Raw genomic sequence first — 24,992 nt, forward strand, 5'->3', positions numbered from 1 at the left:
GCACACGCGGCCGCGCTCAGCGCAGCGTGGCCGCGAAGGCGTCGAGCTGGGTGATGCAGGTGTTCCAGCCCTCGAAGAAGCCGAGCGCTTCATGACGCTCGCGTGTCGCGGCGTCCGGATGCATCACGCGCGCTTCGTAGCGGGTGCCCGCATCGTCGTCGGCCATCGTGATGATCGCCGTGAAGCCCATCCACGGCGCCTGCGGGCGCCAGCCGCCCGCGAGCATCGACGTGAACGCGATACGCGATTCGGGCACGATCTCGAGGAAGCAGCCGGGATTGTCGCTCGTGCCGCCGTCGGGGCCGCGCATGAACGTGTGGAAGGCGCCGCCCGGCCGCAGGTCGAACGCGCGCACTTCGGTGGTCCACGGTTTCGGGCACCACCATTCCTTCAGCAGTTCGGGGTCGGTCCACGCGCGCCACAGCGCGTGGCGCGGCGCGCGCAGCGTGCGCGTGATGACGAGATCGAGGGTTTCAACGGGTTCGACGGGGCTTGCGGACATCTTGCTCCTCCTGGTAACGGCGTTCGACGAATTCAACGAGACGATCGGATCGGGCTTCCCACAGCGCGCGCTGCTCGGCGAGCCATGCCTCGGCCTCGCTCAGCCGGCTACCGACCAGCGTGCAGGTGCGCGAGCGGCCGGCTTTCCGGGTCTGCACGAGGCCGCTGCGCTCGAGCACCGCGACGTGCTTCATGAACGACGGCAGCGCCATGTCGAACGGCGCGGCCAGCGCGGAGACGGTCCGTTCGCCGTGGCCGAGCGCACTGACGATCGCGCAGCGCGTCGGATCGGCGAGGGCGTGGAAGACGTCGCTGATGCCGGGTTGAAAGTTAGCCATGTGGCTAAGTATAGGGGAGCTGAACGGCGATGCAACGGAAATTTTCGTCGCGTAGGATGTTGGGGCGGTAACACGCGCCGACCGGGCGCGGCGTCGCCGCGCGCCTGCCGCCGTTGCGCGAGCCGCGACGGCCGGCCGGGATTCCTTCCGATCCGGGCGCACGCCGAACCTGCGCGTGCGGCCTATCTGACTACCGGAGATGGCATGACCGAATCCGTTACCGTCCGCCGCGTCGACGCGGGCGAAGCGATGACCTGCGTCGATGCGCTGGCCGACGTGCTGATCGATTGCGTCGAGGGCGGTGCGTCCGTCAGCTTCATGTTGCCGATCGCCAGGCCGACCGCCGTCGCGTTCTGGACCCGCGTCGCCGACGGCGTCGCGAACGGCGAGCGCATCCTGCTCGTTGCCGAGGATGCGGCCGGCCGGATCCTCGGCACCGTGCAGGTCGTGACCGCGCAGCCCGAGAACCAGCCGCATCGCGCGGATATCTCGAAGATGCTCGTGTCGCGGCATGCGCGCCGGCAGGGCATCGCCGCGCGGCTGATGGCGGCGGCCGACGCGGCCGCGCGCGACGCCGGCAAGACCGTGCTCGTGCTCGACACGGTGACGGGCGGCGATGCCGAGCGGCTGTACGAGCGGGCCGGCTGGCAGCGCGTCGGTGTCGTGCCGAACTTTGCGTTGATGCCCGACGGCACGCTCTGCGCGACCACGTATTTCCACAAGCAGCTCGCGTAACCGGGCGCGCCGTGCATCCCGTTGCGCCGGCGCTCCTGTTCCTCACGCTCGCGGCCGGTCTCGCCGCGCTGCTCGCGCCTGCGTGGCTCGCGGCCGCGTGGCGGCGCCGCACGCAGGTGCCGTGGCGCGTGTTTTTCTACGGCATGCTGACCTTCTTCGTGTTCCAGCCGGTATTGCGCATGTCGTGGCAGATTCCGCTGTACCGCTGGCTCGCGCACGATCCGCGCTGGCACCTGCCGATGCTCGTGTTCGCGGCGCTGACGGCCGGGCTCTTCGAGGAGGGCGGGCGCTGGGTCGCGTTCCGGTATCTGCTGCCGAAGCGGCATGACGCGCCCACGGCCGTGATGCTCGGGCTCGGGCACGGCGGGCTGGAGGCGATGTTGCTGGTCGGCGTCGGGTTTCTCGCGCTCGGCACGGGTTATCTGCTCGCGCACGCGGGCGTCGTTGTGCCCGAGGGCGTGCAGTCGCTGATCGGGTCGCAGTTCGCGGGCATGACGCTCGCATCGCCGTTGCTCGCGCTGCTCGAACGCGCGAGCGCGCTGGCCGCGCATGTCGGGCTGTCGCTGATCGTGCTGCAGACGTTCGTGCGCGGGACGAAACGCTGGCTCGCGTATGCGATTGCGCTCCATTTCATGTTCGACCTCGTTGCCGTGCTGCTGACGCGGTACTGGCATGTCGAGACGGTGCTGGTCGAGGCGATCCTGTTCGTGTCCGGCGTTGCGCTCCTGTTACTGGGCAGGCGCTGGAGCCGCCGGACGACGGGTGCCGGCGACACGAGTACGAGGCACGTCGCCTGATGGGCAGGGCTCGGTTCAGCCGTTTGCAGCGGAGTTCGGCCGCCGGATGGCCGGCGCATCGCCCATTCGCCACCGGCTGACGAGACTCAACCCCATCCCGGCCGTGACGATCGCGATGCCCGCGAGCGCCGGCGTGTGCGGCCGTTCGCCGAGCAGCAGCATGGCTTCGAGCGTGGCGAGCAGCGGCATCAGCGCGGCGAAGGTCGCGCCGATCGCCGGGCCGAGTGCGACGACGGCCCGGCTGAAGCAGTAGAGCGCCAGCACCGACATCAGCACGCCCTGGTAGATCGCCTGCGTGGCGATCGCCGCGACCGGCGCATGCAGCACGGCGCCGCCGCGCACGGCGAGATAGAGCGGGCAGTAGAGCACCGCGGAGCCGACCGACACGACGGCCGTCGCGTGCAGCGCACTGGCGCCGGCGCGTTTCGTCGTGACGTTATAGACGGCCCACAGCAGGCCGCCAAGCATGAACAGCGTGAGAGCCGGCAACCCGATCGCACCGCGCAGCGCATCGGACGCGGCCAGCGTGATGCCGGCCAGGATCGTGACGATGCCGGCGACCTGCGCGGTGCTCAGCCGCTCGTGCGCGATCTGCCTGCCGAGGATGGCCGTGAACGCGATCATGCTGCCCGGCGTCAGCGCGAAGTAGCCGACCGGCGCACGGCTCAACGCCGCCGCGACGGTCAGGATGTAGGGCGCGCCGGCGCCGGCGACCATCAGCGCGACCGACGCCGGGCGCAGCGTGCCGAGGCCGCGGCGCAGCAGGACGGGCAGCAGCAGTGTGCCGGAGACGACGAAGCGAATGAACGCGATGTCGTACGCATCGAGGGCCGAGTGCGTGACGCCGAGGCGCGTGACGACCGGGAAACCGCCCCAGATGAGCGCCGCGAGCAATCCGTAGCCGATGCCGGCGAGCCGTTCGTTTCCGTTCATGTCCTGTCCTGGTCGTGCGGCCGTTGCGAGCCGGTAGAGGGCAAGGATGCGGTGCGCCCGGTAATGCGTCCAATATATTATTCAGGCGCAATTAGGTCGTAAAAGGTCTTTGTGTGGACAGAGGGATAGATCGCGATGGCGAGCGCCGGAACGTCTCGCCAGTCGTGGCGAGCCCAGGCCGTCCGTCGGGTTTCGGCCGTGAATGAAACAGGGCCGGTGACGTCGCCAGTCCGATATATTCACGCAGGAAAACATCAACGGATTGCCCCGGAACCGCCGCCTCGATGAAACGCTCCTATGTCGCTTTCGCCCTCACGGGCCTGCTCGTCGCGCTGCCGATTGCCGCGTATGCGCTCGTCAAGCCGCTGCGCGTCGTCGCGCCCGCGCTGGTTCCCGGCGTGTCGTGCCCGAGCGCCGATCTCTGCACGGACGATGCCACGAAGCTCGACGACGCGCGGCAGCTCTATCGCGACGGCTATGCGCGCGCGGCGGCGGCCGTCGGCCCGTTCCAGGCGGCGCCGCGCGTCGTGTTCTGTTCGACGCGCGCGTGCGCCGATGGATTCGGCGTCGGCCAGCGTGCGGCGCTGACGCTCGGGAATTTCGGCGTGGTCGTCGCGCCGCGCGGCTGGCAGACCTACTTTCTCGCGCACGAGCTGATCCATCACCGGCAGGCGGAAGTGCTCGGCAACCTGGCCGTCGCGACCAAGCCGCGCTGGCTGATCGAAGGGATGGCGTATTCGCTCAGCGACGATCCGCGCCACCCGCTGGCGGAGCCGTTCGAATCGTGGCGCACGCGTTTTGCCGCCTGGAATGCGGCGCGCGGTGCGCAGCCGTTGTGGGATGCCGCACGGGGCGTCGAATAGCGCGGCAGGACGCGGCAATACCGCCGCGCACGTCGGCACGCCAACACGCCGCTCAGGCCGCGCAGGCCGACGCGCCGTGACGTTCTGGCGCGACTAAGCCGATGCGCCCGGATCGTCCCGTCCGGCGACGAGCGTGTCCCGCCCTGCTGCGAGGATTTCGTCTGCCAGCGCGGGGTCGGTGCCCGCAATCGCGCGCGACAGCACGAGCGCGCCGACCATCTGGCTGAAGACCGCGATCGCGTCGCGGCGCGTCTGCGCCGGCGTCGCGCCTTCCGTGGCCACCATCCGTTCCAGCCGGTCGAGATAGGTGGCGAGGCCGTGCGCATAGCACGCCCGCGCCGCATCGGTCAGTCGCGGCGCATCGCCCGCGAAACCCGACAACGGGCATCCGGCTTCGACGTTGTCGCGATGCGCGGCCGACAGGTACAGCGCCACCTGCGCATCGAGACTGCTGGCGTTCGGCGAATCCGCGCGGTCCTGCATCGCCTTTTCCATTACCTCGGCGACCAGCGCGTCTTTCGACTTGAAGTGGTTGTAGAAGCCGCCCTGCGTGAAGCCGGCTTCCTTCATCAGCTCCGTGAGCCCCACCGCGTCGACGCCGCGCACGCGGAACAGCCGCTCGGCGGCCGCGACGATCGCGCTCCGGTTCTCGGCAGCCTGCTGTCTTGACACACCCATCGATCCACCCTTTTTTTTGCCGATTGCGTCGATTGGAAAGCACAATGGCGATCACCATTGACATGCCCGACTTGCGCGAACACAATGCATCGCAAAGACAAGGGTGATCGACATTGACATCGAGTGTAGCCGACTTGGCGGAGGGTGCAAAGCCAAGGCCGGAACATCGGATGGCAATCGGTCGGCGTCTTTGGCGCGGCAGGGGCAGGAAGGGCAGCGGAACGTTCACCGTCCACCGCCCGGCGGCGCAACGGTTCGACGAGCAATGGCAGCCTGGTTTTCCACCGGATCTCACGCGCGCGGCGAGCCGGCGCGCATGCGATTCATCACGCGAAAGGAACGAACATGAAGATCGAAGGGGCAGTCGTTTTCGTCACGGGTGCAAACCGCGGGCTCGGGCTCGAGTTTGCGAAGCAGGCGCTCGCGAGAGGGGCGCGCAAGGTGTACGCGGCGGCGCGCGATCCGGCCACCGTGACGTTGCCGGGCGTCGTGCCGGTGAAGCTCGACGTGACCGATCCGGCGGCCGTCGCCGCGGCAGCCGATGCCGCACGCGACGTCACGCTGCTGATCAACAACGCGGGCATCGCGCGGCTCGGCAGCCTGACGGACGAAGGCGCGGAGGACGCGTTGCGCGATCACTTCGAAACCAACGTATTCGGGATGCTGGCGATGTCGCGCGCGTTCGCGGGCATCCTCGCCGGGAATGGCGGCGGCGCGATCCTGAACATCCTGTCCGTCGCAAGCTGGGTGAACCGGCCGATCCTGGCGGGCTACGGCGTGTCGAAATCGGCCGCATGGGCGCTGACCAACGGCCTGCGCCATTCGCTGCGCGAGCAGCGCACGCAGGTCGTCGGGCTGCATGCCGGCTTCATCGATACCGACCTGACGGCCGGCCTCGACGTGCCGAAGGCGACGCCGGCCGACGTCGTGCGCCAGGCGTACGAAGCGATCGAAGCGGGGGAGGAAGAAGTGTCGACCGACGAGTTCACGCGGCAGGTGAAGGCCACGCTGTCGTCGGGCGTCTATCTGGAAGAACCGGCGCCGCGTTGACGCCGCCGGAATCTCGCACCCGCCGCCTCCGCTGCACGCGCAGCGTGGGCGGCGGGCCGTACCGTCAGGCGGTGGTGTCGATGATGCCCGGGATCTTCACGTCCGGGCTCACGTCCGCGTCGTAGTCGACGCCGGCGATCTCGAAGCCGAACAGCCGCAGGAACTCGGTCTTGTAGCCGGTGAAGTCGGTCAGTTCGTACAGGTTGTCGTTCGTCACGTGGTTCCACTGCGCGCTGACCTTCGCCTGCACCTGCGGATCGAGCTCCTTGTAGTCCGCACGCAGGCGGCCTTCTTCGTCGACGTGCGGCTTCGCGCCATACAGGCTGTCCTTGAACAGGCCGTACACCTGCTCGATGCAGCCTTCGTGCGTGCCGGCTTCCTTCATCGTCTTGAACAGCAGCGACAGGTACAGCGGCATCATCGGGATCGCCGAGCTTGCCTGCGTGACGACGGCCTTCAGCACCGACACGCGCGCGTCGCCGCCGTGCGCGGCCAGCTTGTCGCGAATCGACAGCACCTTCTTGTCGAGATCCTTCTTCGCTTCGCCGATCGAGCCGTTCCAGTAGATGTCGTGCGTGATCTGCTCGCCGAGATACGTGAACGCGGTGGTCTTCGCGCCGTCGGCCAGCACGCCGGCTTCATCGAGCGCGTCGATCCACATCTGCCAGTCCTCGCCGCCCATCACGGCGACGGTGCCGTCGATCTCTTCCTGCGTGGCCGGTTCCAGTGTGACCTCGCGGATCACTTCCTTGTCGGTGTCGAGGCCGCGGAACGTGACCGTCTTGCCGATCGGCTTGAGCGTCGAGCTGATGGTTTCGCCCGTCTTCGGGTGCGTGCGGCGCGGTGCCGCGAGGCTGTAGACGACGAGATCGACCTTGCCGAGATCCTGCTTGATGGTGTCGATCGTGATCTGCTTGACCTTGTCGGAGAATGCGTCGCCGTTGATGCTGCGCGCATAGCGCCCCTTTTCGGCGGCGAATTTCTCGAATGCGGCGCTGTTGTACCAGCCGGCCGTGCCCGGCTTCGTTTCGCTGCCGGCGCGCTCGAAGAACACGCCGAGCGTGTCCGCGTCCGAGCCGAAGGCGGCCGAGATCCGGGCGGCGAGGCCGTAGCCGGTCGACGCGCCGATCACGAGCACCTTTTTCGGGCCGTTGGCGATCGGGCCGTGCGAAGTCACGTAGTCGATCTGTTCCTTGACGTTGGCTTCGCAGCCGACCGGATGAGTCGTCACGCAGATGAAGCCACGCACGCGCGGTTTGATGATCATGGGAACCTCTTGTCTGAAAGGCAGAAACGGCCTGAATTCGGGAAAATCCCGCGCATTGTAAAGGATGCGGCAGATCGCGGGCGGACGCCGCCGGAACCTGGCGGATCGCCCGGTTATTTCTCTCTTGACAGAAATAACTGAAATGCCTAAATTGCACGACATGGAACTCACACCGATTGCCGAACGATTCATTCTCCACTGGGGCGAAATGGGCTCGCGGTGGGGCGTCAACCGCACCGTCTCGCAGATCCACGCGCTGCTCTATCTGGCCGGCCGGCCGATCGCGGCCGACGAGATCGCCGAGACGCTCAACGTGGCGCGCTCCAACGTCAGCACGAGCCTGAAGGAGCTGCAGGCGTGGCGGCTGGCGAAGGTCGTGCATGTGCTGGGCGACCGCCGCGACCACTTCGAGACGTCGACCGACATCTGGGAACTGTTCAAGCTGATCGTCGAAGGGCGGCGCCAGCGCGAGATCGAGCCGACGCTCACGGTGCTGCGCGACTGCCTGACGAATCCCGAGATCGCGAACGAGAGCCGCGAGACCGAGCAGCGTATCCGCGACACCCTGCAGTTCGTCGAGACGCTCACGACCTGGTCGGACGAGATGCTGCGGCTCAAGCCCGATACGCTGATGAAGGCGCTCGGCATCGGTGCGAAGATCAGCCAGACGGTCAGGCGCAAGCCGTCGAAGTAAGCGGGGCGCGCAATGCGGGCGGACAGCCCGCTTTTTTCGGGGTTGTTATTTCTGTCTGTACAGAAATGACTGTAAATAGAGGATGAAAATGAACACTGTCTTGCCGTCGACCAGCCTGCGTGGCTGCACCGGTACGCGCAGCATGACCGTCCTCGTGTGCGGTGCGAACGGCTTCATCGGGCGGGCACTGTGCGCGCAGCTCGAAGCTGGCGGCCATCGCGTGCTGCGCGGCGTGCATCGTGCGGCCGGTCCGTCCGACGTCGCGATCGACTTCGCGAAGGACATCGATCCCGACGCGTGGCTCGCGCGGCTGGCGGGCGTCGACGTGGTGATCAATGCGGTCGGCATCCTCGCCGATCGACGCGGCGCGACGCTCGACGCCGTGCATCGCGCCGCGCCGTGCGCACTCTTCATCGCGTGCTGCCGCGCCGGCGTGCGGCGCGTGATCCAGATCTCGGCGCTTGGCGTCGAGCGTGGCGATACGCGCTACTTCTCCAGCAAGGTCGCAGCCGACCGCTTCCTGCAGACGCTGCCGATCGACTTCCGGATCGTGCGTCCCGCGCTGGTCTACGGCACGGACGGTGCGTCGGCGCGGTTTTTCCGGATGCTCGCGAGCCTGCCCGTGCACGTGCTGCCGGCGGGCGGCCATCAGCGGTTGCGACCCGTGCACGTCGACGATCTCGCCGAAGTCGTCGCACGATGCGTCGATGCGCCGGCGGCGGGCAACCCGGTGATCGACGTGGTCGGCAACGACGAAGTCGAATACCGCGAGATGCTGGCCCGCTACCGTGCCGCGCTGGGGTTTCCGCCGGCTGCCCGCGTGACGTTGCCGGGCCCGCTGGCCGGCGCGACGGCCACGTTGTTCGGCACGCTGCCGGGCGCGATGTTCACGCGCGACACGTGGACGATGCTGCGCGGCGGGAACACCGGCGATCCGGCAGCGACCACGGCCCTGCTCGGCCGGGCGCCGCGCGGGATCGACGGCTTCATCGGCGCGCCAGCCGCCGCGCTGCGTCGCGACGCACTCGCGATGTGGCGTCGCCCGCTGCTGCGCGGCGCGCTTGCGATTGTGTGGATCTGGACCGCCATCGCCAGCGCGTTCATCCATCCGCTGCACGCGAGCCTCGCGCTGCTCGCGCCTGCGCACCTGACCGGGCTGCCTGCGCTGATCGCACTCTATGCGGCCGGCGCGCTGGACTTCGGGTTCGGCATCGCGACCGTCGTGGCGCCGTCGCGCCGCCTGTGGGTCGCGCAAGCCGCGTTGATCGTCGCGTATTCGGCGGTCATCGCGGTCACGATGCCGGGCCTGCTCGCTGAACCGTTCGGCCCGGTGCTCAAGAACGTACCGATTCTCGCCATCCTGTTGATCCTTTTTTCAGAAGAAGACAGCGCATGAATACCTATCTCGTCATCAAGGCGCTTCACATCCTGTCCTCGGTGCTGCTGGTCGGCACGGGGTTCGGCACCGCGTTCTACCTGTTCTTCGCGAACCGCACGCGCTCGGTACCCGCGATCGCGGCCGTGTCGCGCCTCGTGGTGCGCGCGGACTGGTGGTTCACGACGCCGGCCGTGATCTTCCAGCCGGCCTCGGGGCTCTGGCTCGCGCACACGGCCGGCTGGCCGTGGGATACGCCGTGGCTCCTCGCGTCGATCGTACTGTATGCGATCGCCGGCGCGTGCTGGCTGCCGGTCGTGTGGCTGCAGGTCGAACTGGCCTCGATGGCGAAGCTCGCGCACGTGAACGGCGCTGCCGCGTTGCCGGAACGGTACTGGCGCTATGCGAAGCGCTGGGAACTGCTCGGCTATCCGGCGTTCTTCGCGATGCTGACCGTCTACTTCCTGATGGTGATCAAGCCGATGTAAGCGCGCCGTCCACCGCGCGGGGGTGGCGGTATGGCATGGCGGAAAGCAGTCGATCGATTCATCAGGCATGCGGCAGAAAAAAGAAGGAATGCGAATCATGGACTCAAATGAACTGGTGCTGTACTTCGATGGACGATGTCCATTATGCGTGGCGGAGATCAATCGTCTCGGCGCCCGCGATACGCGGCAGCGGCTGGCTTTCGTCGATATCGCCGCGCCGGGTTTCGATCCCGCGCCGCTGGGCGTCGATCTGGCCGCACTGAACCGCGAGCTGCACGCGCGTCTGCCCGACGGACGCATGCTGACCGGCGTGGACAGCATCCTGGCCGCCCATGCGCTGACCGGGCGCCGCTGGCTCGTCGGGCTGCTTCGCGAGCCGGTCGTCCGCAGTGCGCTGGCGCCGCTGTATCGCCGCTTCGCGCGCAACCGGCATGCGGTATCGCGCTGGCTCGGCTACCACGCCGAAGCGCAGTGCGACGGGGCGACATGCGGTAGTGGCCGAGTCGACGAACCTACGGCGAATGGTCCGGCGGGTGACGCGGCGCGCCGCATCGTCGTGACCTGGATGTACTGCGCGGCGATCGCGCACCTGCTCGTCGGCATTGCCGTTCCGTGGGTTGCCGACGCGCCGTGGCTCGACGCGTATCACCGCGTCATCGAGCTGCATTTCTGGGCGAGAACGGCGCCCGACCCGGCGCGTGCGCAGCAGATCTGGTGGATGTCGCTGATCGGCGCGACGGTGCAATGCGCGTCGGTCTGGATGCTCGCGCTCATCCACCTTGGCAACCGGCTGCGTCGCCGCGAAGTGTGGGGATGGCTGCTGGCCGGCCTGTTGATCTGGGCGCCGCAGGACATGCTGTTTTCATTGCAGGCTCATGTATCGGGGCACGTGGCGATCGACGCGGCGGCACTCGTCGCGATGGTGCCGCCGCTCGTCTGGCTGTGGAGGAGGGACACGATATGAACACCTTGGCTGCTTACGACTGGGCGCTCAACCTGCTGATCGTGCAGGGCGCGATGGGCGCATTCGATACGCTCTATCACCACGAACTCACGCAGGATCTGCCGCACAGCCCGCGCGCGCGGCTCGAGCTGGCGATTCACGCGGTGCGTTCCGTGCTTTACGGTCTCGTGTTCGCATCGATCGCGAACGTTGCCTTTCACGGCGCGTGGGTCGCGGCCCTCGCGGCGGTGGTCGTCGTCGAGGTGGTGCTGACGTTGTGGGATTTCGTCGTCGAGGACCAGAGCCGCAAGTTGCCGTCAACCGAGCGCGTGTTGCACACGCTGCTGGCCGTCAACGGCGGCGCGCTGTTCGGAATGGTCGCAATGCAGCTGGCCGCGTGGGTGCAGGAGCCGACCGCGCTGCAGGCGCTCGACCTCGGCTGGCGCGGCTGGGTGCTGAGCCTTTTTGCTGTCGGCGTGACGGTATCGGGGATCCGCGACGGGATCGCGGCCTGCCGGATCGCACGACGCGCGCCGGTCGCCAACCCATTCGCGGGGCAACTGCCGGGGAACGTGCTCGTGACCGGCGGAACCGGCTTCATCGGCGAAACCCTCGTGAACGGGCTGCTCGATGCGGGGCATACGGTCACGTTGCTGGCGCGCGATCCGCTGCGCGCGGCCTATCAGTTTCACGGCCGCGTGCGCAGCGTGACCTCCGTCGAACAGCTGCAGCCGCACGAGCGTTTCGACACGGTCATCAATCTCGCGGGGGCGCCGGTGCTGGGCGCGCGCTGGAGCAAGCGCCGGCAGGCGGTGCTGCTCGCCAGCCGGGTCGGCGTCACGGAATCGCTGATGCGCTGGGTCGAGACCGCCGAGGTCAAGCCGCGCACGTGGATCCAGGCGTCGGCGATCGGTTACTACGGCGTGCGTGCTGCCGACGAGCGGCTCGACGAGCGCAGCAGCGCCGGCACCGGCTTCATGTCCGAGCTGTGCCGGCAGTGGGAGCAGTCCGCGCAGCCGCTCGAGCGCTACGGTATTCGCTCGGTGGTGCTGCGGCTGGGCGTCGTGTTCGGCCCCGGCGGCGCGTTGCGCTCGATGCTGTTGCCGCACTATTTCGGGATGGGCGGACGATTCGGCGACGGCACGCAGGTGATGAGCTGGATCCACCGGGACGACGTGCTGCGGATCGTCGCGCGCGCGATGGCGAATCCTGGCATGCACGGCGTCTACAACGCGGTCGCGCCCGCGCCATTGACCCAGCGCGAGTTCGTGCAGGTCGTGTCGAAGGTGCTGCACCGCCCGGCCTGGCTGCACGTGCCGGCCGCGCCGCTGCGCGCCGCGATGGGCGAGATGGCCGAGCTGCTGCTGGACGGGCAGCGGGTGATGCCGGCGCGGCTGCATCAGGACGGATTCATGTTCCGGTTCCCGACGGCCGAGCATGCGCTGCGTGACCTGACGAATCGGCCGCATGCGGATTTTCCGCGGACGGCCTGTCGTTTGCCCCGCGGTCGCGTATAAACTCGGCGTGAACGCGTTCGGGACGTGTCGTGTGTCCCGGGCGCTCCGCATCCGACCTCACAAGGAGACTGCATGCTGCACATCCTCGGCAAGATCCCGTCCATCAACGTTCGCAAGGTGCTGTGGCTGTGCACCGAGCTGAACGTGCCGTTCGAACAGGAGGACTGGGGCGCGGGCTTCCGTACGACCAACGATCCGGCCTATCTCGCGCTGAATCCGAACGGTCTCGTGCCCGTCATCAAGGACGACGATTTCGTGCTCTGGGAATCGAACACGATCATCCGCTACCTCGCGAACCGCTATGGCGGCGACGCGCTGTATCCGGCCGAGCCGCAGGCGCGCGCGCGGGTCGATCAGTGGATCGACTGGCAGGGTGCCGACCTGAACCGCTCGTGGGTCGGCGCGTTCCTCGGCCTCGTGCGGAAATCGCCCGATCACCAGGATCCGGCCGGCATCGCGCAGTCGATCGCGGGGTGGACGAAGCACATGCAGGTGCTGAACGCGCAGCTCGAAGCGACCGGTGCGTACGTGGCCGGCAACGGCTTCACGCTCGCGGACATTCCGATCGGCCTGTCGGTGAACCGCTGGTTCGGCACGCCGATCGAGCATCCGGATTTTCCGGCGGTGTCGCGCTATATCGAACGTCTCGCGACGCGCGAAGGCTTCCAGAAGTACGCGGGCAGCGCGAACCCGTGATCCATCGCAGGTAGCGCGCGGTGCGGCGGCGTGGCAATTGCCGCCGCGTCCGCGTCATGACCGGCATCACGGGCCCGCGGGCCCGTTTTTACGCGCCGGGCGCCGGCACCGCGTCGAGCACGCGCGCGAGAAACGCCTCGTGGTTCCACGCCGATTCCGGCCGCGACAGCCCCAGCCGCACGACCACCAGTTGACGGCTCGGCACTACGCTGACGAACTGGCCTTCATGACCGACCGCATGAAACGCGTCGGCCGGCATCGCGACCGCATGCGGATCGCGATCGTTGAATGGCTCCGGCACCTTGACCCACAGCTGCGCGCCGTACTCCTGGCGCTCCGACTGCGGCGTCGTGCGCGTCAGGTAGCGCACCCAGCCTTCCGGCAGCAGCCGCTGCCCGTCCCATACGCCGTCCTGCAGCAGTAGTTGGCCGAAGCGCGCCCAATCGCGCGCGCTCGCATACATGTACGACGGGCTGACGAGCGTGCCGGATGCATCAGGCTCGAACACCGCGCTGCGCATCCCGAGCGGCGCGAACAGCGCGCGGCGCGGAAACGCGAGGTAGTCGTCCTCGCTGCCGCCCAGCGCTTCGCGCATCACGCGCGCGACGATCGCGCTCGTGCCGCTCGAGTAGGACCACCGCGTGCCGGGTGTCGCGGCGAGCGGCTTGGCCGACGCGAACCGCGCGGTATCGGGCTGCGCGTACAGCATCAACGCGACGTCGGACAGCGGGTCGTCGTAGTCCTCGTTGAATTGCAGGCCGCTCGTCATCCGCAGCAGCTCGTCGAGCGTGATGGCCGCGCGCGGATCGCCGCTGCCGCGCCATTCGGGCAGCAGCGCCGACGTATCGGGCGACAGCTTGTGCTGCGCGACGAGCGTGCCGACCAGCGCGGCGGTGACGGTCTTCGTCATCGACCAGCCGGGCAGCGGCGTGTCGGCCGTGAAGCCGGGCGCATAGCGTTCGGCGATCACCTGGCCGCGCCACATCACGACGACCGCGCGCGTGCGCCGCGGCCGTGCCGGATCGGGCTCGTCGAATGCGCGGTCGAGCGCGGTCTGCAGCTTGTGCGCGTCGATGCCGGCCGGCAGCGTGGCCGGTGCCGGCTGCACGGGCGGCGGATCGGGGAGGGGCGGCAGCGCGGCCGGCAACGCGCCGGACGGCGGCCCGATCGCGAGCGTGCAGCCGAGCCCAGGCCGGAAGTCGGCTTCGCGTTCGGCGAAGCCGGCGAAGGTCGCTGTCGCGCGATGATGATCGGGATCGATCGACGGGTGCACCAGTTTCAGCAGCGGATGCACGCCGGCCATGATGTCGACGTCGATCACGGACGCGGCCGGGCGGCCCGATACGTACACGCCGGAACACAGCGCCTTCGCCGCATAGCCGGTCGCGATCGGCGCGAGCCGGGACAGCATGGTGCCCGTGTAGCCGATCGCGGCGACGGCCGCGAGCGCGACGCCGCGCAGGATCAGCTTCTTGAAGGGGATCGTCATGCGCGAGCGTCCTCGGTTGTCGGCAGGCAGAACATGAACCGGCAGTGTCGCAGGTTCGGGCCGGCGGTGGCAATCGCGGACGCGTGAGGCGCCGGGCGGTGTCGACAGGGCGCACGTTGCCCGGCGTGTGTGAATCGTGTGTGTCGATCGCCCAGGTCGAACGGGCCGCGCGCGGCCCGTCCAGGTGGCGCGTCACTGCGCGTTGTCGTTGTCGAACCGCAGGGTCCAGACTGACGCGGTATTCGTGTTGTCGTCGACGGCCGCGAATTGCAGCTGGCCTTTGCTGCCGTGCCCGAACGCAAGGCCGAACGCGGCCCCCGCAGCGGTGTCGACCTGCATTTGCGCGACGAAACGTCCGTCCACCGTGAATTCGACGATCTCGCTCGGCTGCTGCGCGTCGGTGTTGACCGCGTCGCCGTTCGCGGTCACGAGATGGCCGTTCGGTGCGAGCGCCAGCGCGAGCGGGCCGTGCAGGTGCGCCGCGTCGAAGTAGATCATCCGTCCGACGCCGCCGTTGCGATTCGTCGACGCGGCGTTCTGGATCGCGAACACCGCGTTGTCGCCGGTGGACGCGACATACAGCACGTCGATGTTCGGGTCGTACGCGAGGCCGGTCGGGCCGACGACGAGCGCATTGGGATCGGTTCGATTCACGTAGCCCGACGCGATGACGCGCGAGCCCGGCAGCATCGTGACGCCGTTGTCGCTGATTGCCAGTTCGATGCGTGAGACCGTTCCGTTCAGCACGTTCGACACGAACGCGGTCACGCGCTGGCCGCGATCGATCACGGTCATGTCCCACGGCCCGTCGAGCAGCGCCGCGCTGCTGAGTTGCGTGACGAGATTGCCTTGCGGGCCGATGACGAGCAGCGAGCCCGGTGGCGTGACGATCTTGCCGTCCGGCGTCGGGACGTTGCCGACCAGTACGAAGCCGCTGCGCAGCACCGCGAGCGCGGTCGTCAGGCCGAGATTGCTGCCCTGGAAGAACGTCGTCGCCGGCGTCTTGCCGGGTGTCAGCTTCACGATCGTCGTGCCGGTGCCTTGCGCGTTCGACGCCGCGTTGAAGTTGGACACGACGACGTCGCCCGGTTTCAGCGTGCTCCAGGCCGGCACGCCGCGCGGCACGAACGCGATGCCGTATGGGTTGAGATCGCCGTTGGCGGGCACCGTCGAAGCGGTGAACGATGGAATCGGCAAGATGATGTCGCTGCCGCCGGCCCACGCGAAAGCCGACGACAACGCGACCAGCCCGGCACCGCAAACCGCGCGGCATAGCGCGTGCCCAAGCGTGCGCCGGACGCGCGCGAAGGCTGGCGGATCAACCGCAAAGACGGGCGCGGCGGGGGAGCGACAGGAGGGGAGAGGGTCCATGGCATGACTCCGGTTGATGATCGCGATCAGTCATCCCGGCTGCCGGCCTGCGCAGCCGACGGGTGTCCGGCGCGGGTTCGCGATCGTGCTTATGCGCTTGCCACGCGAACCCGCGCTCGAAATGAACGGATGGCGACGGCCGGATATTCCATTCTGTTACGCCCGTTGCATGCGAGCCGGCGTTCATTGTTCGCCGCAACGGGGACTCGGCCTGACAAGTTGAAATCCGACCCGCCATCGGCCGATAATCGTCCGGCATCGCTTTCCTACTCTCCCAGTCCAACCGTTATCGGAAAACGCCATGTCCTACGACAACAACAACCCGTTCGCCAAAATCCTGCGCGGCGAACTGCCGTGCGTGAAGGTCGCGGAAGACGACGCGACCCTCGCGATCATGGATCTGATGCCGCAGGCCGACGGCCACGTGCTCGTGATCCCGAAGGAGCCGGCCGCGCAGATCTTCGAGTTGTCCGGCGACGGCGCCGCGGCCGGCATCCGCATGACGCAGCGGGTCGCGGCGGCGGTGCGCGCGGCGCTCGAGCCGGACGGCGTGTTCATCGGCCAGTTCAACGGCGCGGCAGCCGGCCAGACGGTTCCGCATGTGCACTTCCACGTGATTCCGCGCTGGGAAGGCGCCGAGCTGCGGATGCACGCGCGCGAGATCGCCGACGCGGCGACGCTCGAAGCGCTCGCACAGCGCATTCGCGCACGCTTCGTGTAACGCGTCGATTGCACGCGGCGTGGCACGGCACGGCGCCTTGGCCGGCCGCCGTGCCGTCGCCTGTTTCAGCGGTCACGCGAGGTAACACGTGTAACCGCCGGCGAAACGCGGCCCGGCCCACCCGGCGCTAGACTCCGCGCATTGCTTCATCGAGCGACAGGAAGGGCGGATCGCCTCTTCGTGCCGGCTGCCGCACCACGCGGCGGCGCGGCTTTCGCGAGGTGCCATTCGTCTTTCGCGCCGGGAATCGAGCCATGTCCAGACTTCTCATCACGCTTACCCTGATCGGCGGCCTGTCCGGCTGCTACGTCGCGCCGCCGTACGGCTACGCGCCGGCGCCGGCCTACTACGGCTATGCGCCGGCGTATTACGCGCCGCCCGTCAGCGTCGGGATCGGCGGCAACTTCCGTATCCGCTGATCCGGCACCGGGCGCGGGCGCTGGCCCCATCGGTCAGCGCCAATGCGTTGCGCCGGATGACTCGCGCGGATTCGCGCACCGCATGACGGCGGTGCAGTGCACGGCGTGCGCGCGGTTCCTATACTTCACAGGAAAGCGCATTCGGTGAGGCAGCCATGACGGTTTCCCGCAAGGTCGCAGCCCTGTCGGGCATCTCCACGCTCGTTTATCTCGGGCTCGCGGTGCTCGGTTTCGGTGGGTTCGCGGCCTTCTTCTCGCATCCACCGCTGACCGTCGCCGTCGTCGCTACGCTCGTGATGGCCGTCGCGGCATTGTTCACCGATGCCAACCTGAGCAGCGGCCAGCGCGAGAACCGCGACAACCGCTGGGTGCTCGCGGCGTTCGGCGTGACCGGGCTCCTGCTGGCGTACCTGCCCGCGCTGACCGACCGGCTCGACTTCTGGACCTTCGGCGGCGATGCGGTGCGCTGGATCGGCGTCGTGTTGTACATCGCGGGCGGTGTGCTGCGCATCTGGCCCGTATTCGTGCTCGGCAAGCGCTTCAGCGGGCTCGTCGCGATCCAGCCGGGCCATACGCTCGTGACCGACGGCATCTACCGCCGCATCCGCAATCCGAGCTATCTCGGCCTGCTCGTCAATTCGCTCGGCTGGGCGCTGGCATTCCGTTCGGGCGTCGGCGTGCTGCTGGTCGCGCTGACGATGGTGCCGCTCGTCGCGCGCATCCGCTCCGAGGAGGCGCTGCTGCGTGCGCAATTCGGCGCCGAATACGACGCGTACTGTGCGCGAACCTGGCGTCTGCTGCCCGGCGTGTACTGACCCTCTTCATTTCTTCGCGGCCGTCATTTCCGGGCCCGCCCACGATTCGCTCCCGATGTGTTGCCACGTGTGTCGCAAACGTGCGACGCCGCGCATGGCCGGTTTGTATTTCCGCCGGGCCGGACCCTCGGCGAAGCCAATGCCGGCGCGGGTTTGCCGGCATTCCGGCATGCGTGATCGACGTCGCGTATTCGTAAACAACTTGTTACCAGAATGTCCACGGCAAGGATGTGGGACCGGTGCTATTCTTCGCCGCAAGCTCATTGAAATGAATTGGTCCGCGGTTCGGCACAATGCCTGACCCGACGTCGATCGATTCAGATCGTCGTACCGAGCGGACCTTCAATAACCAGATTGCGAACAAGGAAGAATACGGGAATGTGGAAGAAAATCGCCCCCGCTCTCGTCGTCGCCGCTTTGACCGGCGCGACTGCACTGCCGGCCATGGCAGGTGACATGAACAACGCGCTTGGCGGCGCGCTCGGCGGGGTAGCCGGCGCAGCAGTCGGCGGTGCGCTCGGCGGCAGCACGGGCTCGGTGATCGGCGGCGCCATCGGCGGCGGCGCGGGTGGCGCGGTGACGTCGAACCGTCGCGAGCGCACCGGCGCGATCATCGGCGGCGCCCTCGGCGGCGGCGCAGGTACCGCGGCAGGCAACGCGATGGGCGGCCGCACGGGCGGCCTGCTGGGTGCGGCGGTCGGCGGCGGCGCCGGCGCGGCGCTCGGCGGCAACATGTCGCGCAGCTCGTACGAACGCGATCATGGCGATCGTGGCTACCGTCACCGCAAGCATCGCCATCACCGCGACTGGGACTGATCGCCGCTGGCGCGGCACGGTGCGCGAATGGCGCACCGGCGCGCCGACGGCGTCGGCACCCGACGCGAGATTCGGCCCGGCGGCCTGCCGGGCCGCTATCGCCGGCCAGACCGGCGAACACTTTCCGGCTTCATTAGCCGCCGCCAGATGCCCGATCGACGGGCCGGCAAGTTTCCCTCCTCGCTGTATTTCCCCGTTTCCCGACTACACCGCCTTTCGCGACTGAATGCGTCCGGGCAGCGTCGAACCCGTTCGCGTTTCGTTCGATTCCCGTTGGCCCGTTCCGGCCTGATGGCGAGTCATGATCGGCGTGGTGCACCTTGCTGCCGTACGCGTGTCGTCGTTTTCCAATCTGCGTAACCAGATGTATCGCGACCCGCGTGCGCGACCGGCATGACTGTGGTTACTCGCTTGCGCTTCTAGCGTCCCGGCGGCCGTGCGCGTTGCCGCGCCCGTCAGGATTTCCCTGATAGCCAGACCGTCGCGCCACGCTTCCTCACCGCGTATCGCGGGTGCCCGCCGGTAGTGGGAAATCGAATGGAATCCATCGCAACATTTAATTGGTCGATTGCGAACGACTTCGCTATCGTCGGCAAGGCTCGCGTACGGCATCGCACCGTGCCGCTGGCCGGGCCTCGCCGCATGATCGCGAGCGCCGCGGCCCGGCCGCCGGCCCCACAAGCATGGGCCGCCGCGTCCGATGAACCGGACGAACCCGTCGCGAAGCCTGGCCGACCGAACGAAGGCGCGTGCGCCTTCAAGCCACCCCGGCAACGATGTCCCGCCGCCGCATGCGTGCCCCACGCGCGTACGTGCCGCCCGATGCCGTTTGCGTCCGGGGCCGGACCAACCCATTGCCTGGATGCACTATGTCTAAGACAACGTATTACGCGCCGCATGGCGGCCACCCGCCGCAGACCGATCTGCTGACCGATCGCGCGATGTTCACCGAAGCGTACGCGGTGATCCCGAAGGGTGTGATGCGCGACATCGTCACGAGCTGGCTGCCGTTCTGGACGAACACGCGCCTGTGGGTGATCGCTCGCCCGCTGTCGGGCTTCGCGGAAACCTTCTCGCAGTACATCGTCGAAGTGAACCCGGGCGGCGGCAGCGACAAGCCCGAGCAGGACAAGAACGCCGAAGCCGTGCTGTTCGTCGTCGAAGGTGAAGCCGAGCTGACGCTGCAAGGCAAGAAGCACGTGCTGAAGCCGGGCGGCTACGCGTTCATTCCGCCGGGCGCGGACTGGACGCTGCACAACGTCAGCGATGCCGCGGTGCGTTTCCACTGGGTGCGCAAGCATTACCAGGCCGTCGACGGCATTCCGCTGCCGGAAGCCTTCGTGACCAACGAGCAGGACGTCGAGCCGATCCCGATGCCGGGCACCAACGGTGCATGGGTGACGACGCGCTTCGTCGACATGAGCGACATGCGCCACGACATGCACGTGAACATCGTGACGTTCGAGCCGGGCGGCGTGATTCCGTTTGCTGAAACGCACGTGATGGAGCACGGGTTGTATGTGCTGGAAGGGAAGGCTGTGTATCGCCTGAATCAGGATTGGGTCGAGGTTGAAGCGGGCGACTTCATGTGGCTGCGCGCGTTCTGCCCGCAGGCATGCTATTCGGGTGGCCCTGGCCGCTTCCGTTACCTGCTGTACAAAGATGTGAACCGCCACATGAACCTGTTGCTGAATCCGGCGCGTTAAGCGTCGTTCAAGCCGTTGGATGTGGAAGCCCGCTGGCGGATGCCGGCGGGTTTTTTTTCGGGTTCTTCTTGGGTTTTCGGGGATGTCGGTTGCCGACCCACTTCCGCCCTTCGAACCGATGCGCGCGCAATGACCGCCTTCAAGGCGTAATGGCCGTTGTAGAATTCCTAGACTTTGGCCCCTATCGATCGAAATCGAACCGTCATCTGGAACGATGGTGCCCGGCCGGAATGGAACGATCAGGGTAAGTTCAGCAGAGTGCTAGGATGGGTTGGGGGCGGCAGCGGCCACATCTGACAATAAGGGGCGGATTGATGGATAAGAACAAAATCCTCTATGAATGGATTCCCTACCGACTTCAATCCATCGATAGCATGATGTGGGCGTACAACATACACGATGAACTCAACTTGCCGAGAGAAATGGAAGTTTTCGTCGACGGCAAGAAAATCCTCCAAGGCAACGTGAACGCTCTGTTAAACCCCATGATCGAAGTGGGATTCATTCACGCGAGATCCTTACTAGAATTTTTGGGTTTGAATGCCGAAAAAGGAAAGCTCGTTGCAGCAAAAAATCGCCGGCGGGACGATATTGCTATCGAGCACTTCGAAATGAACGGCGTGGCTTTGGAAAAGGTTACGCCAACTGTAGCATTAGACACCTATAATGGCCCCCAAGCCGAAGCTGAGCGATCGCTGGTCTCTATCTTTGAACTCACCAACAAAGGGCTAGCCCATCTTTCAAATGCATTTCCCACGCACTACACGAACATTGATCTCAATATCGCACACAAAGGTATCCGGACTCTATTGAATAATAATCTGTACGTCAAATTAGGAATGCAGATACCGGAACCACCTAGACCGTAGATTAATGGTCGACACCGAGATGATGCCTCACCTATCGTATCGATCTCAACAGCGTAGTGCTGAGGATACTTTTTACAAGGTCAGATCTTCTCCCACTTCAGCTTACTTCCGTCTATCCATAGCTTGCATAAAGCCGTGCATGGCGCGCATTCAAGTGACGTGGCAGTAATGGTGACAACACCGCCATCTTTGGGCAGCGCCGGAGGTCTCCAGAAATTTCCGCTAGGTGGCGCAGACAAGCTTATCCAATCCATCCCGGCCTGCTCCGATGATATCGGTTCTCCGTACATGGCCAAACTAACGAGCCTTTCCTCTTCCGGGTTAAGACTGAACGCGTCCACGCGAAGCCATCTTTCGGGGCCGACAGCATTCACGCCCGTTGCCTCGAAGTGAATCTTGCAATTCGTCAAATACGAGTTTCCAGTATTTTTTATCCCAACCAGTGCCGTCTTCGTAATATTGACGGCATTGTGTTTCTGAGCATCAACATAGCGACCATCCTTACCAATCAAGATAGAAAGCTTATGTACTGAATTTACGCGGGCTTGCGCCGAATCAGATTCGCCCATTTTTGCGATCTCTTCTGGACGCGCTTCGGCGGTAGAAGATCCGCGCCGTACGTACACTGTCCCGGACTTCACCTTCCCGAAACCTTTCGGCGAATAAAACGGCCGAGCCTGGGGTGGAATCGTAAAAACTCCGAGAGTCTTCCCTCTGAAGTCAACTGAGCGATATGCAAATTGTATCGGGCGGTTGACTTTTGCATTCACGAACTGCTGCAGTCGAGCGTCGTCGATATCATTGTCTAAGCCGACGATCTCCTTTGACCCATCACGGACGCCAATCACGATATATGCTGTCGTTGTCCTCCATGCATTCGCAAACGCCAAAATATCTTTCAGCAAGGAAGACTTGCTATCGTCATCCGCATTGTCGAACGGATACTGCTGAAGCTTGAAGTCCAGCGCATCGCCTTCGCCGCTGTAGAGCAACCTTTCTATAAGGAAATCGTCTTCCATAGTGCCCCTGTCTCTCTACCGATGGTTAGTGTGTTGATGACACTATAAAGCATCGAAAACGTGAAACCTCCCTAGGCAAGGAGCCGCTTTTTCCCCATAGAAGGAGCACGTCGCGGAATACGGCGGTCTCAGATCGCTCTGCATTCCGCTCGTATCCCGCGAGTAGGGCCAAGGGAGACCCGGAAAACAGGGCTGAGCACAACCGTGAGTGCGCGCTTACCTATCTGCTCTCACTGGACAAGTTCTTGACCTGAACCGTGGGACGCGGATCTCGGCCTTCCAAAGCAAACGCTGATGAAGCGCAGCCTAGACCATTGGTATTACAGGCGCGGATGCCCGCTTTCTGATGCCGAAGCGGACGCTCGAATGTCCTTATGGGCGCACACATGAACGGCTGCACCTAGCCGGAAACAAATTGTTCATTTCAGCATGAGCAAGTCGGAATGGCGCATTATTGCGCCATTCCGCCATAGAGCCATGATGAATGCATCGAGGGCCTAAAGCCCTGGGATCTGCGCGACAAGTTACGCGCAGGCATGGTTGCCGAGAATGATCTGAAACGACATCGCGGCGACTTCGGCGCGCAGGGCCCGGCGCGACGCGAGGTACCGTGCCGCGGCGTCGCGCCGCTTCTTGTGAGTGCCCGGGGAGGTCCAGTCCAGCGTGTTGAGGAACAGGCGCCAGTCAGACTGCGGCGAGGAAAAGACCCAGCGCTCGACCTCAGCGCCGTCGGGCAGCCCTAGCTTCTCGGTCAGCGCCTCCAGTTCGCGGCAGAAGAAGTCGTAGTCGAACCCGCTCACGGAGTCCCGAATGCCTTCGCCCTGTCCGAAGGACAGGCGGATGCCGTTGCCATCGATCAGCTCGAATACCGGCTCCGCGCAAGCGCCGGCACGCCAGTTCTGCGCACGGAGGGCCAGGATCGACTTGGCGAGCCACTGGTCCAGGATGTAGGCGCCCTTGCAGCCGAAGAAGTACATGATCTTGGTGAAGAACGACGGCCCGATGCCGCGCAGCAAGCGACGGCGGCGCAGGTGGCGGAAGCGCTCGTAGGCTTCGGCCCGGGTGAGCGTAGGCAGCTCGGCCAGCAGCTGCAACAGGTTCGGCATGGACTCGGCCACCCGCCAGTTGTTCCTGCCACCGGGCCCCATGTTGGCACCGCCGTATGCCAGAACTGCGTAGACGAGCAGATCGGGATCGATGACTGCGTCATGGCACATAGTCCACGTCTCGTCGCGGCGGAGTTTGCGGCGCAGCTCAGGATGTGCGGCGCAACGGGCGGCCAGCTCGTGGTTCCCCCAGGACCGGGCCCACGCTTCGGTGCTGTACCCCCGCCAAGCGCGGGGATCCTCCTGCGCGATCAGCATGCCGAGGGTGACCTGGTGCCAGTGGTTGGCAGGAATGCCGGCGTCAGAATGCAAAGAAGCCATCGTGAATCTCCTAGGTTGGGAAGAAATCGATGGCTTCAGATTGCGGCCGCTACCGCGTCAGATTGCCATCGGTAAAGACTCTCTGCGGTGCTGACGGTCGATCAGCACCGCAGAAAATCCGTACCGAGGCACTATCTAGCCGGGATACCCAGGTGATCCTAGGCCGTCCAGTTGGCGTGAACCTCTTGCGATCAAGGTCACCCCGGCGTGAATGGACTGGGTGAACAGTGTCGTTGCGTGCTCACCTCGGGAGCGGAAGTCTATCGAAACGCCCGGCAAACAGTCAAGCGCCTGCCAGCCAACCCGCAGGCGACCTCCTCCTAGCGGTGCAAAGAGAGGCTTGCTGCCGTTCCTCGGATACTGGCGTTTCTTCGCGACGCGGAGGCGTGCCGAAGCGACGTTGGACGGAGTCGAAAGGCTTGGCCGACGCCCGTGGCGAAGCAGTCTCTGTACGCTCGACGCTTAAGAGGCGGCTGCTCCTCACCCAACTCGGTCATGGGAACTGCGCCTTCAGATGACTCCAATTGGCCGAGGCCGTCGATCGATCTTCCTTGCGCTCCCCGGAAATTCGCGCTGAACCTGCTTTCGCAGTGATGCGTATTGCTACTTGCCGAGTGCTGCCGCGGCGAGCGTTGCGACCTGCAGCCGCGTATCGGGCGGCAGGCCGTCCTCGATCAACCACACCGCCGACAAACCCGACCACGCGAGAATCCACTGCAGCAGCCGGCGCCGGTCGACCTGCGCGGCGTTGGACACGAGCGTGACGCGTTGCGCGAAGCGCGCAGGATCGATTGCAATATCGTGCGAAGGATTGCAGAACAGGTTCGCATAGTCGAACGCGCGATCGCCGCGCAGCCCCTTCGGATCGATCGCACGCCAGCCACGTTCGCCGAAATGGAGGATATTGCCGTGATGGATGTCACCGTGCAGGATGACTTCATCGACTGGCGGCCCGGCCAGCAACTGGCGCGCGACCGTTGCCGAGCTGAGTAGCACGTCTCTGCCAGAAGCATCCGACAGCAGCGCATGAAACCAGTCGTGCAGCGGCACGACCGAAGGCGGTTCCGAAGCACGATGCCCATGCAGCCGGGCGACGACATCACACGCGATCCGCATCGCATCATCGTCGCGCCCCGATTCCGAAAAACCCGCCAGCGTCGGCACCGGCTGCGCCCGTTCGAGCAGGACCGCATCACCGTCGTGCTGCCACACCTGCGCCGCGCCTTGCCCGTTCCACCAGGTCATCAGCGCATTGCCGCGACGCTCTTCGTCACATGTGGCGATCTTCAGCATCGCCGGCCGCGATTGCCAGACGACCGGCAGCAGGCCGCCGCTCGCGGTCAGGATCGGGTTGCCGTCGGGAACGAGGCCCCACAGGCCGAGATATCGATCGAACATCCCGCGATCCTACAGGCGAACCGGATCGTGTGCAGCGTGGTTCTTCCGACAGTGCGTCAAGCGGTCG

General features: G+C 66.0%; 26 protein-coding genes. 16 read left to right on the forward strand and 10 right to left on the reverse strand.

Going from position 1 to position 24,992, the window contains the following annotated elements; genetic code table 11:
• Positions 1 to 16 precede the first annotated feature (16 nt).
• Together QZM67_RS10790 and QZM67_RS10795 are read right to left on the reverse strand one after the other, a co-directional pair.
• Positions 17 to 502 carry an SRPBCC family protein gene (locus tag QZM67_RS10790; protein ID WP_301802620.1) on the reverse strand — a complete coding sequence of 162 codons (486 nt, stop codon included), beginning with the start codon at positions 500 to 502 and terminating at the stop codon, positions 17 to 19.
• The gene (locus tag QZM67_RS10795; protein WP_301802622.1) at positions 474 to 839 is read right to left on the reverse strand and encodes a helix-turn-helix transcriptional regulator; all 366 of its coding nucleotides are present in this window, start codon (positions 837 to 839) and stop codon (positions 474 to 476) included. Before QZM67_RS10795 ends, QZM67_RS10790 begins: the two co-directional genes overlap by 29 nt.
• Before the next feature lie 204 nt (positions 840 to 1,043).
• Here QZM67_RS10795 and QZM67_RS10800 point away from each other — a divergent pair, with 204 nt between their 5' ends.
• Both QZM67_RS10800 and QZM67_RS10805 read left to right on the forward strand, forming a co-directional pair.
• Complete coding sequence (locus QZM67_RS10800) at positions 1,044 to 1,574, forward strand: GNAT family N-acetyltransferase (protein WP_089451667.1); 531 nt, start codon at positions 1,044 to 1,046, stop codon at positions 1,572 to 1,574.
• Positions 1,575 to 1,585: 11 nt separating this feature from the next.
• On the forward strand, positions 1,586 to 2,371 hold the full coding sequence (locus tag QZM67_RS10805) for a YhfC family intramembrane metalloprotease (protein WP_301802625.1): 786 nt from the start codon (positions 1,586 to 1,588) through the stop codon (positions 2,369 to 2,371).
• A 15-nt stretch (positions 2,372 to 2,386) separates the two neighbouring features.
• On the opposite strand, the gene QZM67_RS10810 is transcribed toward QZM67_RS10805, so the two are convergent.
• Positions 2,387 to 3,304: a DMT family transporter gene (locus QZM67_RS10810; RefSeq protein ID WP_301802628.1), complete on the reverse strand. Its 918-nt coding sequence runs from the start codon at positions 3,302 to 3,304 to the stop codon at positions 2,387 to 2,389.
• A 284-nt stretch (positions 3,305 to 3,588) separates the two neighbouring features.
• Between QZM67_RS10810 and QZM67_RS10815 the strand changes: the two genes are divergently transcribed.
• The gene (locus QZM67_RS10815) at positions 3,589 to 4,167 is read left to right on the forward strand and encodes a hypothetical protein (protein ID WP_301802631.1); all 579 of its coding nucleotides are present in this window, start codon (positions 3,589 to 3,591) and stop codon (positions 4,165 to 4,167) included.
• Between the two features lie 93 nt (positions 4,168 to 4,260).
• Here QZM67_RS10815 and QZM67_RS10820 read toward each other — a convergent pair whose 3' ends face one another.
• Positions 4,261 to 4,845 carry a TetR/AcrR family transcriptional regulator gene (locus QZM67_RS10820; protein WP_175025001.1) on the reverse strand — a complete coding sequence of 195 codons (585 nt, stop codon included), beginning with the start codon at positions 4,843 to 4,845 and terminating at the stop codon, positions 4,261 to 4,263.
• A gap of 345 nt (positions 4,846 to 5,190) precedes the next feature.
• Between QZM67_RS10820 and QZM67_RS10825 the strand changes: the two genes are divergently transcribed.
• Positions 5,191 to 5,895, forward strand: a complete 705-nt coding sequence (locus tag QZM67_RS10825; protein ID WP_175025000.1) for an SDR family oxidoreductase — start codon at positions 5,191 to 5,193, stop codon at positions 5,893 to 5,895.
• Positions 5,896 to 5,959: 64 nt separating this feature from the next.
• Here the strand turns inward: QZM67_RS10825 and fabV are convergent, their stop codons facing one another.
• Positions 5,960 to 7,162: an enoyl-ACP reductase FabV gene (gene fabV, locus QZM67_RS10830; protein WP_301802637.1), complete on the reverse strand. Its 1,203-nt coding sequence runs from the start codon at positions 7,160 to 7,162 to the stop codon at positions 5,960 to 5,962.
• 160 nt (positions 7,163 to 7,322) lie between these two features.
• On the opposite strand from fabV, the gene QZM67_RS10835 reads away from it, so the two are divergent.
• From QZM67_RS10835 to QZM67_RS10860, 6 genes are all read left to right on the forward strand, one after another.
• Positions 7,323 to 7,856 (forward strand): GbsR/MarR family transcriptional regulator, encoded by a 534-nt coding sequence (locus QZM67_RS10835; RefSeq protein WP_011353812.1) that lies wholly within the window; start codon positions 7,323 to 7,325, stop codon positions 7,854 to 7,856.
• Between the two features lie 142 nt (positions 7,857 to 7,998).
• Positions 7,999 to 9,252, forward strand: coding sequence for an SDR family oxidoreductase (locus tag QZM67_RS10840; RefSeq protein WP_301802877.1), 1,254 nt, complete (start codon positions 7,999 to 8,001; stop codon positions 9,250 to 9,252).
• Positions 9,249 to 9,719: a DUF2269 domain-containing protein gene (locus tag QZM67_RS10845; RefSeq protein ID WP_175024998.1), complete on the forward strand. Its 471-nt coding sequence runs from the start codon at positions 9,249 to 9,251 to the stop codon at positions 9,717 to 9,719. Before QZM67_RS10840 ends, QZM67_RS10845 begins: the two co-directional genes overlap by 4 nt.
• Before the next feature lie 97 nt (positions 9,720 to 9,816).
• Complete coding sequence (locus QZM67_RS10850) at positions 9,817 to 10,683, forward strand: thiol-disulfide oxidoreductase DCC family protein (RefSeq protein WP_301802642.1); 867 nt, start codon at positions 9,817 to 9,819, stop codon at positions 10,681 to 10,683.
• Positions 10,680 to 12,179: a TIGR01777 family oxidoreductase gene (locus QZM67_RS10855; RefSeq protein WP_301802645.1), complete on the forward strand. Its 1,500-nt coding sequence runs from the start codon at positions 10,680 to 10,682 to the stop codon at positions 12,177 to 12,179. The genes QZM67_RS10850 and QZM67_RS10855 overlap by 4 nt, the downstream gene beginning before the upstream one ends.
• A gap of 72 nt (positions 12,180 to 12,251) precedes the next feature.
• Positions 12,252 to 12,875 carry a glutathione S-transferase family protein gene (locus QZM67_RS10860; protein ID WP_301802647.1) on the forward strand — a complete coding sequence of 208 codons (624 nt, stop codon included), beginning with the start codon at positions 12,252 to 12,254 and terminating at the stop codon, positions 12,873 to 12,875.
• Between the two features lie 88 nt (positions 12,876 to 12,963).
• Here the strand turns inward: QZM67_RS10860 and QZM67_RS10865 are convergent, their stop codons facing one another.
• Complete coding sequence (locus QZM67_RS10865) at positions 12,964 to 14,364, reverse strand: serine hydrolase (protein ID WP_175024994.1); 1,401 nt, start codon at positions 14,362 to 14,364, stop codon at positions 12,964 to 12,966.
• A gap of 192 nt (positions 14,365 to 14,556) precedes the next feature.
• A complete protein-coding gene (locus tag QZM67_RS10870) occupies positions 14,557 to 15,735 on the reverse strand; it encodes a hypothetical protein (protein WP_301802651.1) in 1,179 nt (392 codons plus the stop codon).
• 301 nt (positions 15,736 to 16,036) lie between these two features.
• On the opposite strand from QZM67_RS10870, the gene QZM67_RS10875 reads away from it, so the two are divergent.
• The 6 genes from QZM67_RS10875 to QZM67_RS10900 all read left to right on the forward strand — a co-directional run bounded on the left by QZM67_RS10875 (position 16,037) and on the right by QZM67_RS10900 (position 21,081).
• A complete protein-coding gene (locus QZM67_RS10875; protein ID WP_175024993.1) occupies positions 16,037 to 16,456 on the forward strand; it encodes an HIT family protein in 420 nt (139 codons plus the stop codon).
• A gap of 254 nt (positions 16,457 to 16,710) precedes the next feature.
• Positions 16,711 to 16,875, forward strand: coding sequence for a hypothetical protein (locus QZM67_RS10880; RefSeq protein ID WP_175024992.1), 165 nt, complete (start codon positions 16,711 to 16,713; stop codon positions 16,873 to 16,875).
• Between the two features lie 155 nt (positions 16,876 to 17,030).
• On the forward strand, positions 17,031 to 17,690 hold the full coding sequence (locus QZM67_RS10885) for an isoprenylcysteine carboxylmethyltransferase family protein (RefSeq protein WP_301802655.1): 660 nt from the start codon (positions 17,031 to 17,033) through the stop codon (positions 17,688 to 17,690).
• 378 nt (positions 17,691 to 18,068) lie between these two features.
• Positions 18,069 to 18,506, forward strand: a complete 438-nt coding sequence (locus tag QZM67_RS10890) for a hypothetical protein (RefSeq protein ID WP_174942025.1) — start codon at positions 18,069 to 18,071, stop codon at positions 18,504 to 18,506.
• A gap of 869 nt (positions 18,507 to 19,375) precedes the next feature.
• Entirely contained in the window at positions 19,376 to 20,212 is an 837-nt protein-coding gene (locus QZM67_RS10895) for a bifunctional allantoicase/(S)-ureidoglycine aminohydrolase (RefSeq protein ID WP_011353825.1), read from the forward strand.
• Positions 20,213 to 20,526: 314 nt separating this feature from the next.
• Entirely contained in the window at positions 20,527 to 21,081 is a 555-nt protein-coding gene (locus QZM67_RS10900) for a hypothetical protein (protein WP_301802659.1), read from the forward strand.
• 80 nt (positions 21,082 to 21,161) lie between these two features.
• Here QZM67_RS10900 and QZM67_RS10905 read toward each other — a convergent pair whose 3' ends face one another.
• The 3 genes from QZM67_RS10905 to QZM67_RS10915 all read right to left on the reverse strand — a co-directional run bounded on the left by QZM67_RS10905 (position 21,162) and on the right by QZM67_RS10915 (position 24,925).
• Positions 21,162 to 22,100 carry a helix-turn-helix domain-containing protein gene (locus tag QZM67_RS10905; RefSeq protein WP_301802660.1) on the reverse strand — a complete coding sequence of 313 codons (939 nt, stop codon included), beginning with the start codon at positions 22,098 to 22,100 and terminating at the stop codon, positions 21,162 to 21,164.
• A gap of 524 nt (positions 22,101 to 22,624) precedes the next feature.
• Complete coding sequence (locus QZM67_RS10910; RefSeq protein ID WP_301802663.1) at positions 22,625 to 23,527, reverse strand: hypothetical protein; 903 nt, start codon at positions 23,525 to 23,527, stop codon at positions 22,625 to 22,627.
• Between the two features lie 603 nt (positions 23,528 to 24,130).
• The gene (locus QZM67_RS10915; protein ID WP_301802665.1) at positions 24,131 to 24,925 is read right to left on the reverse strand and encodes an aminoglycoside phosphotransferase family protein; all 795 of its coding nucleotides are present in this window, start codon (positions 24,923 to 24,925) and stop codon (positions 24,131 to 24,133) included.
• Between the last annotated feature and the right edge of the window lie 67 nt (positions 24,926 to 24,992).

Source organism: Burkholderia sp. AU45251 (assembly GCF_030482905.1).
GTDB lineage: Bacteria > Pseudomonadota > Gammaproteobacteria > Burkholderiales > Burkholderiaceae > Burkholderia > Burkholderia aenigmatica.

What these genes read in the sequence shown, in the direction of transcription:
- QZM67_RS10790 (WP_301802620.1), bottom strand. Translation starts at nt 502, where the DNA reads ATGTCCGCAAGCCCCGTCGAACCCGTTGAAACCCTCGATCTCGTCATC.
- QZM67_RS10795 (WP_301802622.1), bottom strand. Translation starts at nt 839, where the DNA reads ATGGCTAACTTTCAACCCGGCATCAGCGACGTCTTCCACGCCCTCGCC.
- QZM67_RS10800 (WP_089451667.1), top strand. Translation starts at nt 1,044, where the DNA reads ATGACCGAATCCGTTACCGTCCGCCGCGTCGACGCGGGCGAAGCGATG.
- QZM67_RS10810 (WP_301802628.1), bottom strand. Translation starts at nt 3,304, where the DNA reads ATGAACGGAAACGAACGGCTCGCCGGCATCGGCTACGGATTGCTCGCG.
- QZM67_RS10815 (WP_301802631.1), top strand. Translation starts at nt 3,589, where the DNA reads ATGAAACGCTCCTATGTCGCTTTCGCCCTCACGGGCCTGCTCGTCGCG.
- QZM67_RS10820 (WP_175025001.1), bottom strand. Translation starts at nt 4,845, where the DNA reads ATGGGTGTGTCAAGACAGCAGGCTGCCGAGAACCGGAGCGCGATCGTC.
- QZM67_RS10825 (WP_175025000.1), top strand. Translation starts at nt 5,191, where the DNA reads ATGAAGATCGAAGGGGCAGTCGTTTTCGTCACGGGTGCAAACCGCGGG.
- fabV (WP_301802637.1), bottom strand. Translation starts at nt 7,162, where the DNA reads ATGATCATCAAACCGCGCGTGCGTGGCTTCATCTGCGTGACGACTCAT.
- QZM67_RS10835 (WP_011353812.1), top strand. Translation starts at nt 7,323, where the DNA reads ATGGAACTCACACCGATTGCCGAACGATTCATTCTCCACTGGGGCGAA.
- QZM67_RS10840 (WP_301802877.1), top strand. Translation starts at nt 7,999, where the DNA reads ATGACCGTCCTCGTGTGCGGTGCGAACGGCTTCATCGGGCGGGCACTG.
- QZM67_RS10845 (WP_175024998.1), top strand. Translation starts at nt 9,249, where the DNA reads ATGAATACCTATCTCGTCATCAAGGCGCTTCACATCCTGTCCTCGGTG.
- QZM67_RS10850 (WP_301802642.1), top strand. Translation starts at nt 9,817, where the DNA reads ATGGACTCAAATGAACTGGTGCTGTACTTCGATGGACGATGTCCATTA.
- QZM67_RS10855 (WP_301802645.1), top strand. Translation starts at nt 10,680, where the DNA reads ATGAACACCTTGGCTGCTTACGACTGGGCGCTCAACCTGCTGATCGTG.
- QZM67_RS10860 (WP_301802647.1), top strand. Translation starts at nt 12,252, where the DNA reads ATGCTGCACATCCTCGGCAAGATCCCGTCCATCAACGTTCGCAAGGTG.
- QZM67_RS10865 (WP_175024994.1), bottom strand. Translation starts at nt 14,364, where the DNA reads ATGACGATCCCCTTCAAGAAGCTGATCCTGCGCGGCGTCGCGCTCGCG.
- QZM67_RS10870 (WP_301802651.1), bottom strand. Translation starts at nt 15,735, where the DNA reads ATGGACCCTCTCCCCTCCTGTCGCTCCCCCGCCGCGCCCGTCTTTGCG.
- QZM67_RS10875 (WP_175024993.1), top strand. Translation starts at nt 16,037, where the DNA reads ATGTCCTACGACAACAACAACCCGTTCGCCAAAATCCTGCGCGGCGAA.
- QZM67_RS10880 (WP_175024992.1), top strand. Translation starts at nt 16,711, where the DNA reads ATGTCCAGACTTCTCATCACGCTTACCCTGATCGGCGGCCTGTCCGGC.
- QZM67_RS10885 (WP_301802655.1), top strand. Translation starts at nt 17,031, where the DNA reads ATGACGGTTTCCCGCAAGGTCGCAGCCCTGTCGGGCATCTCCACGCTC.
- QZM67_RS10890 (WP_174942025.1), top strand. Translation starts at nt 18,069, where the DNA reads ATGTGGAAGAAAATCGCCCCCGCTCTCGTCGTCGCCGCTTTGACCGGC.
- QZM67_RS10895 (WP_011353825.1), top strand. Translation starts at nt 19,376, where the DNA reads ATGTCTAAGACAACGTATTACGCGCCGCATGGCGGCCACCCGCCGCAG.
- QZM67_RS10900 (WP_301802659.1), top strand. Translation starts at nt 20,527, where the DNA reads ATGGATAAGAACAAAATCCTCTATGAATGGATTCCCTACCGACTTCAA.
- QZM67_RS10905 (WP_301802660.1), bottom strand. Translation starts at nt 22,100, where the DNA reads ATGGAAGACGATTTCCTTATAGAAAGGTTGCTCTACAGCGGCGAAGGC.
- QZM67_RS10910 (WP_301802663.1), bottom strand. Translation starts at nt 23,527, where the DNA reads ATGGCTTCTTTGCATTCTGACGCCGGCATTCCTGCCAACCACTGGCAC.
- QZM67_RS10915 (WP_301802665.1), bottom strand. Translation starts at nt 24,925, where the DNA reads ATGTTCGATCGATATCTCGGCCTGTGGGGCCTCGTTCCCGACGGCAAC.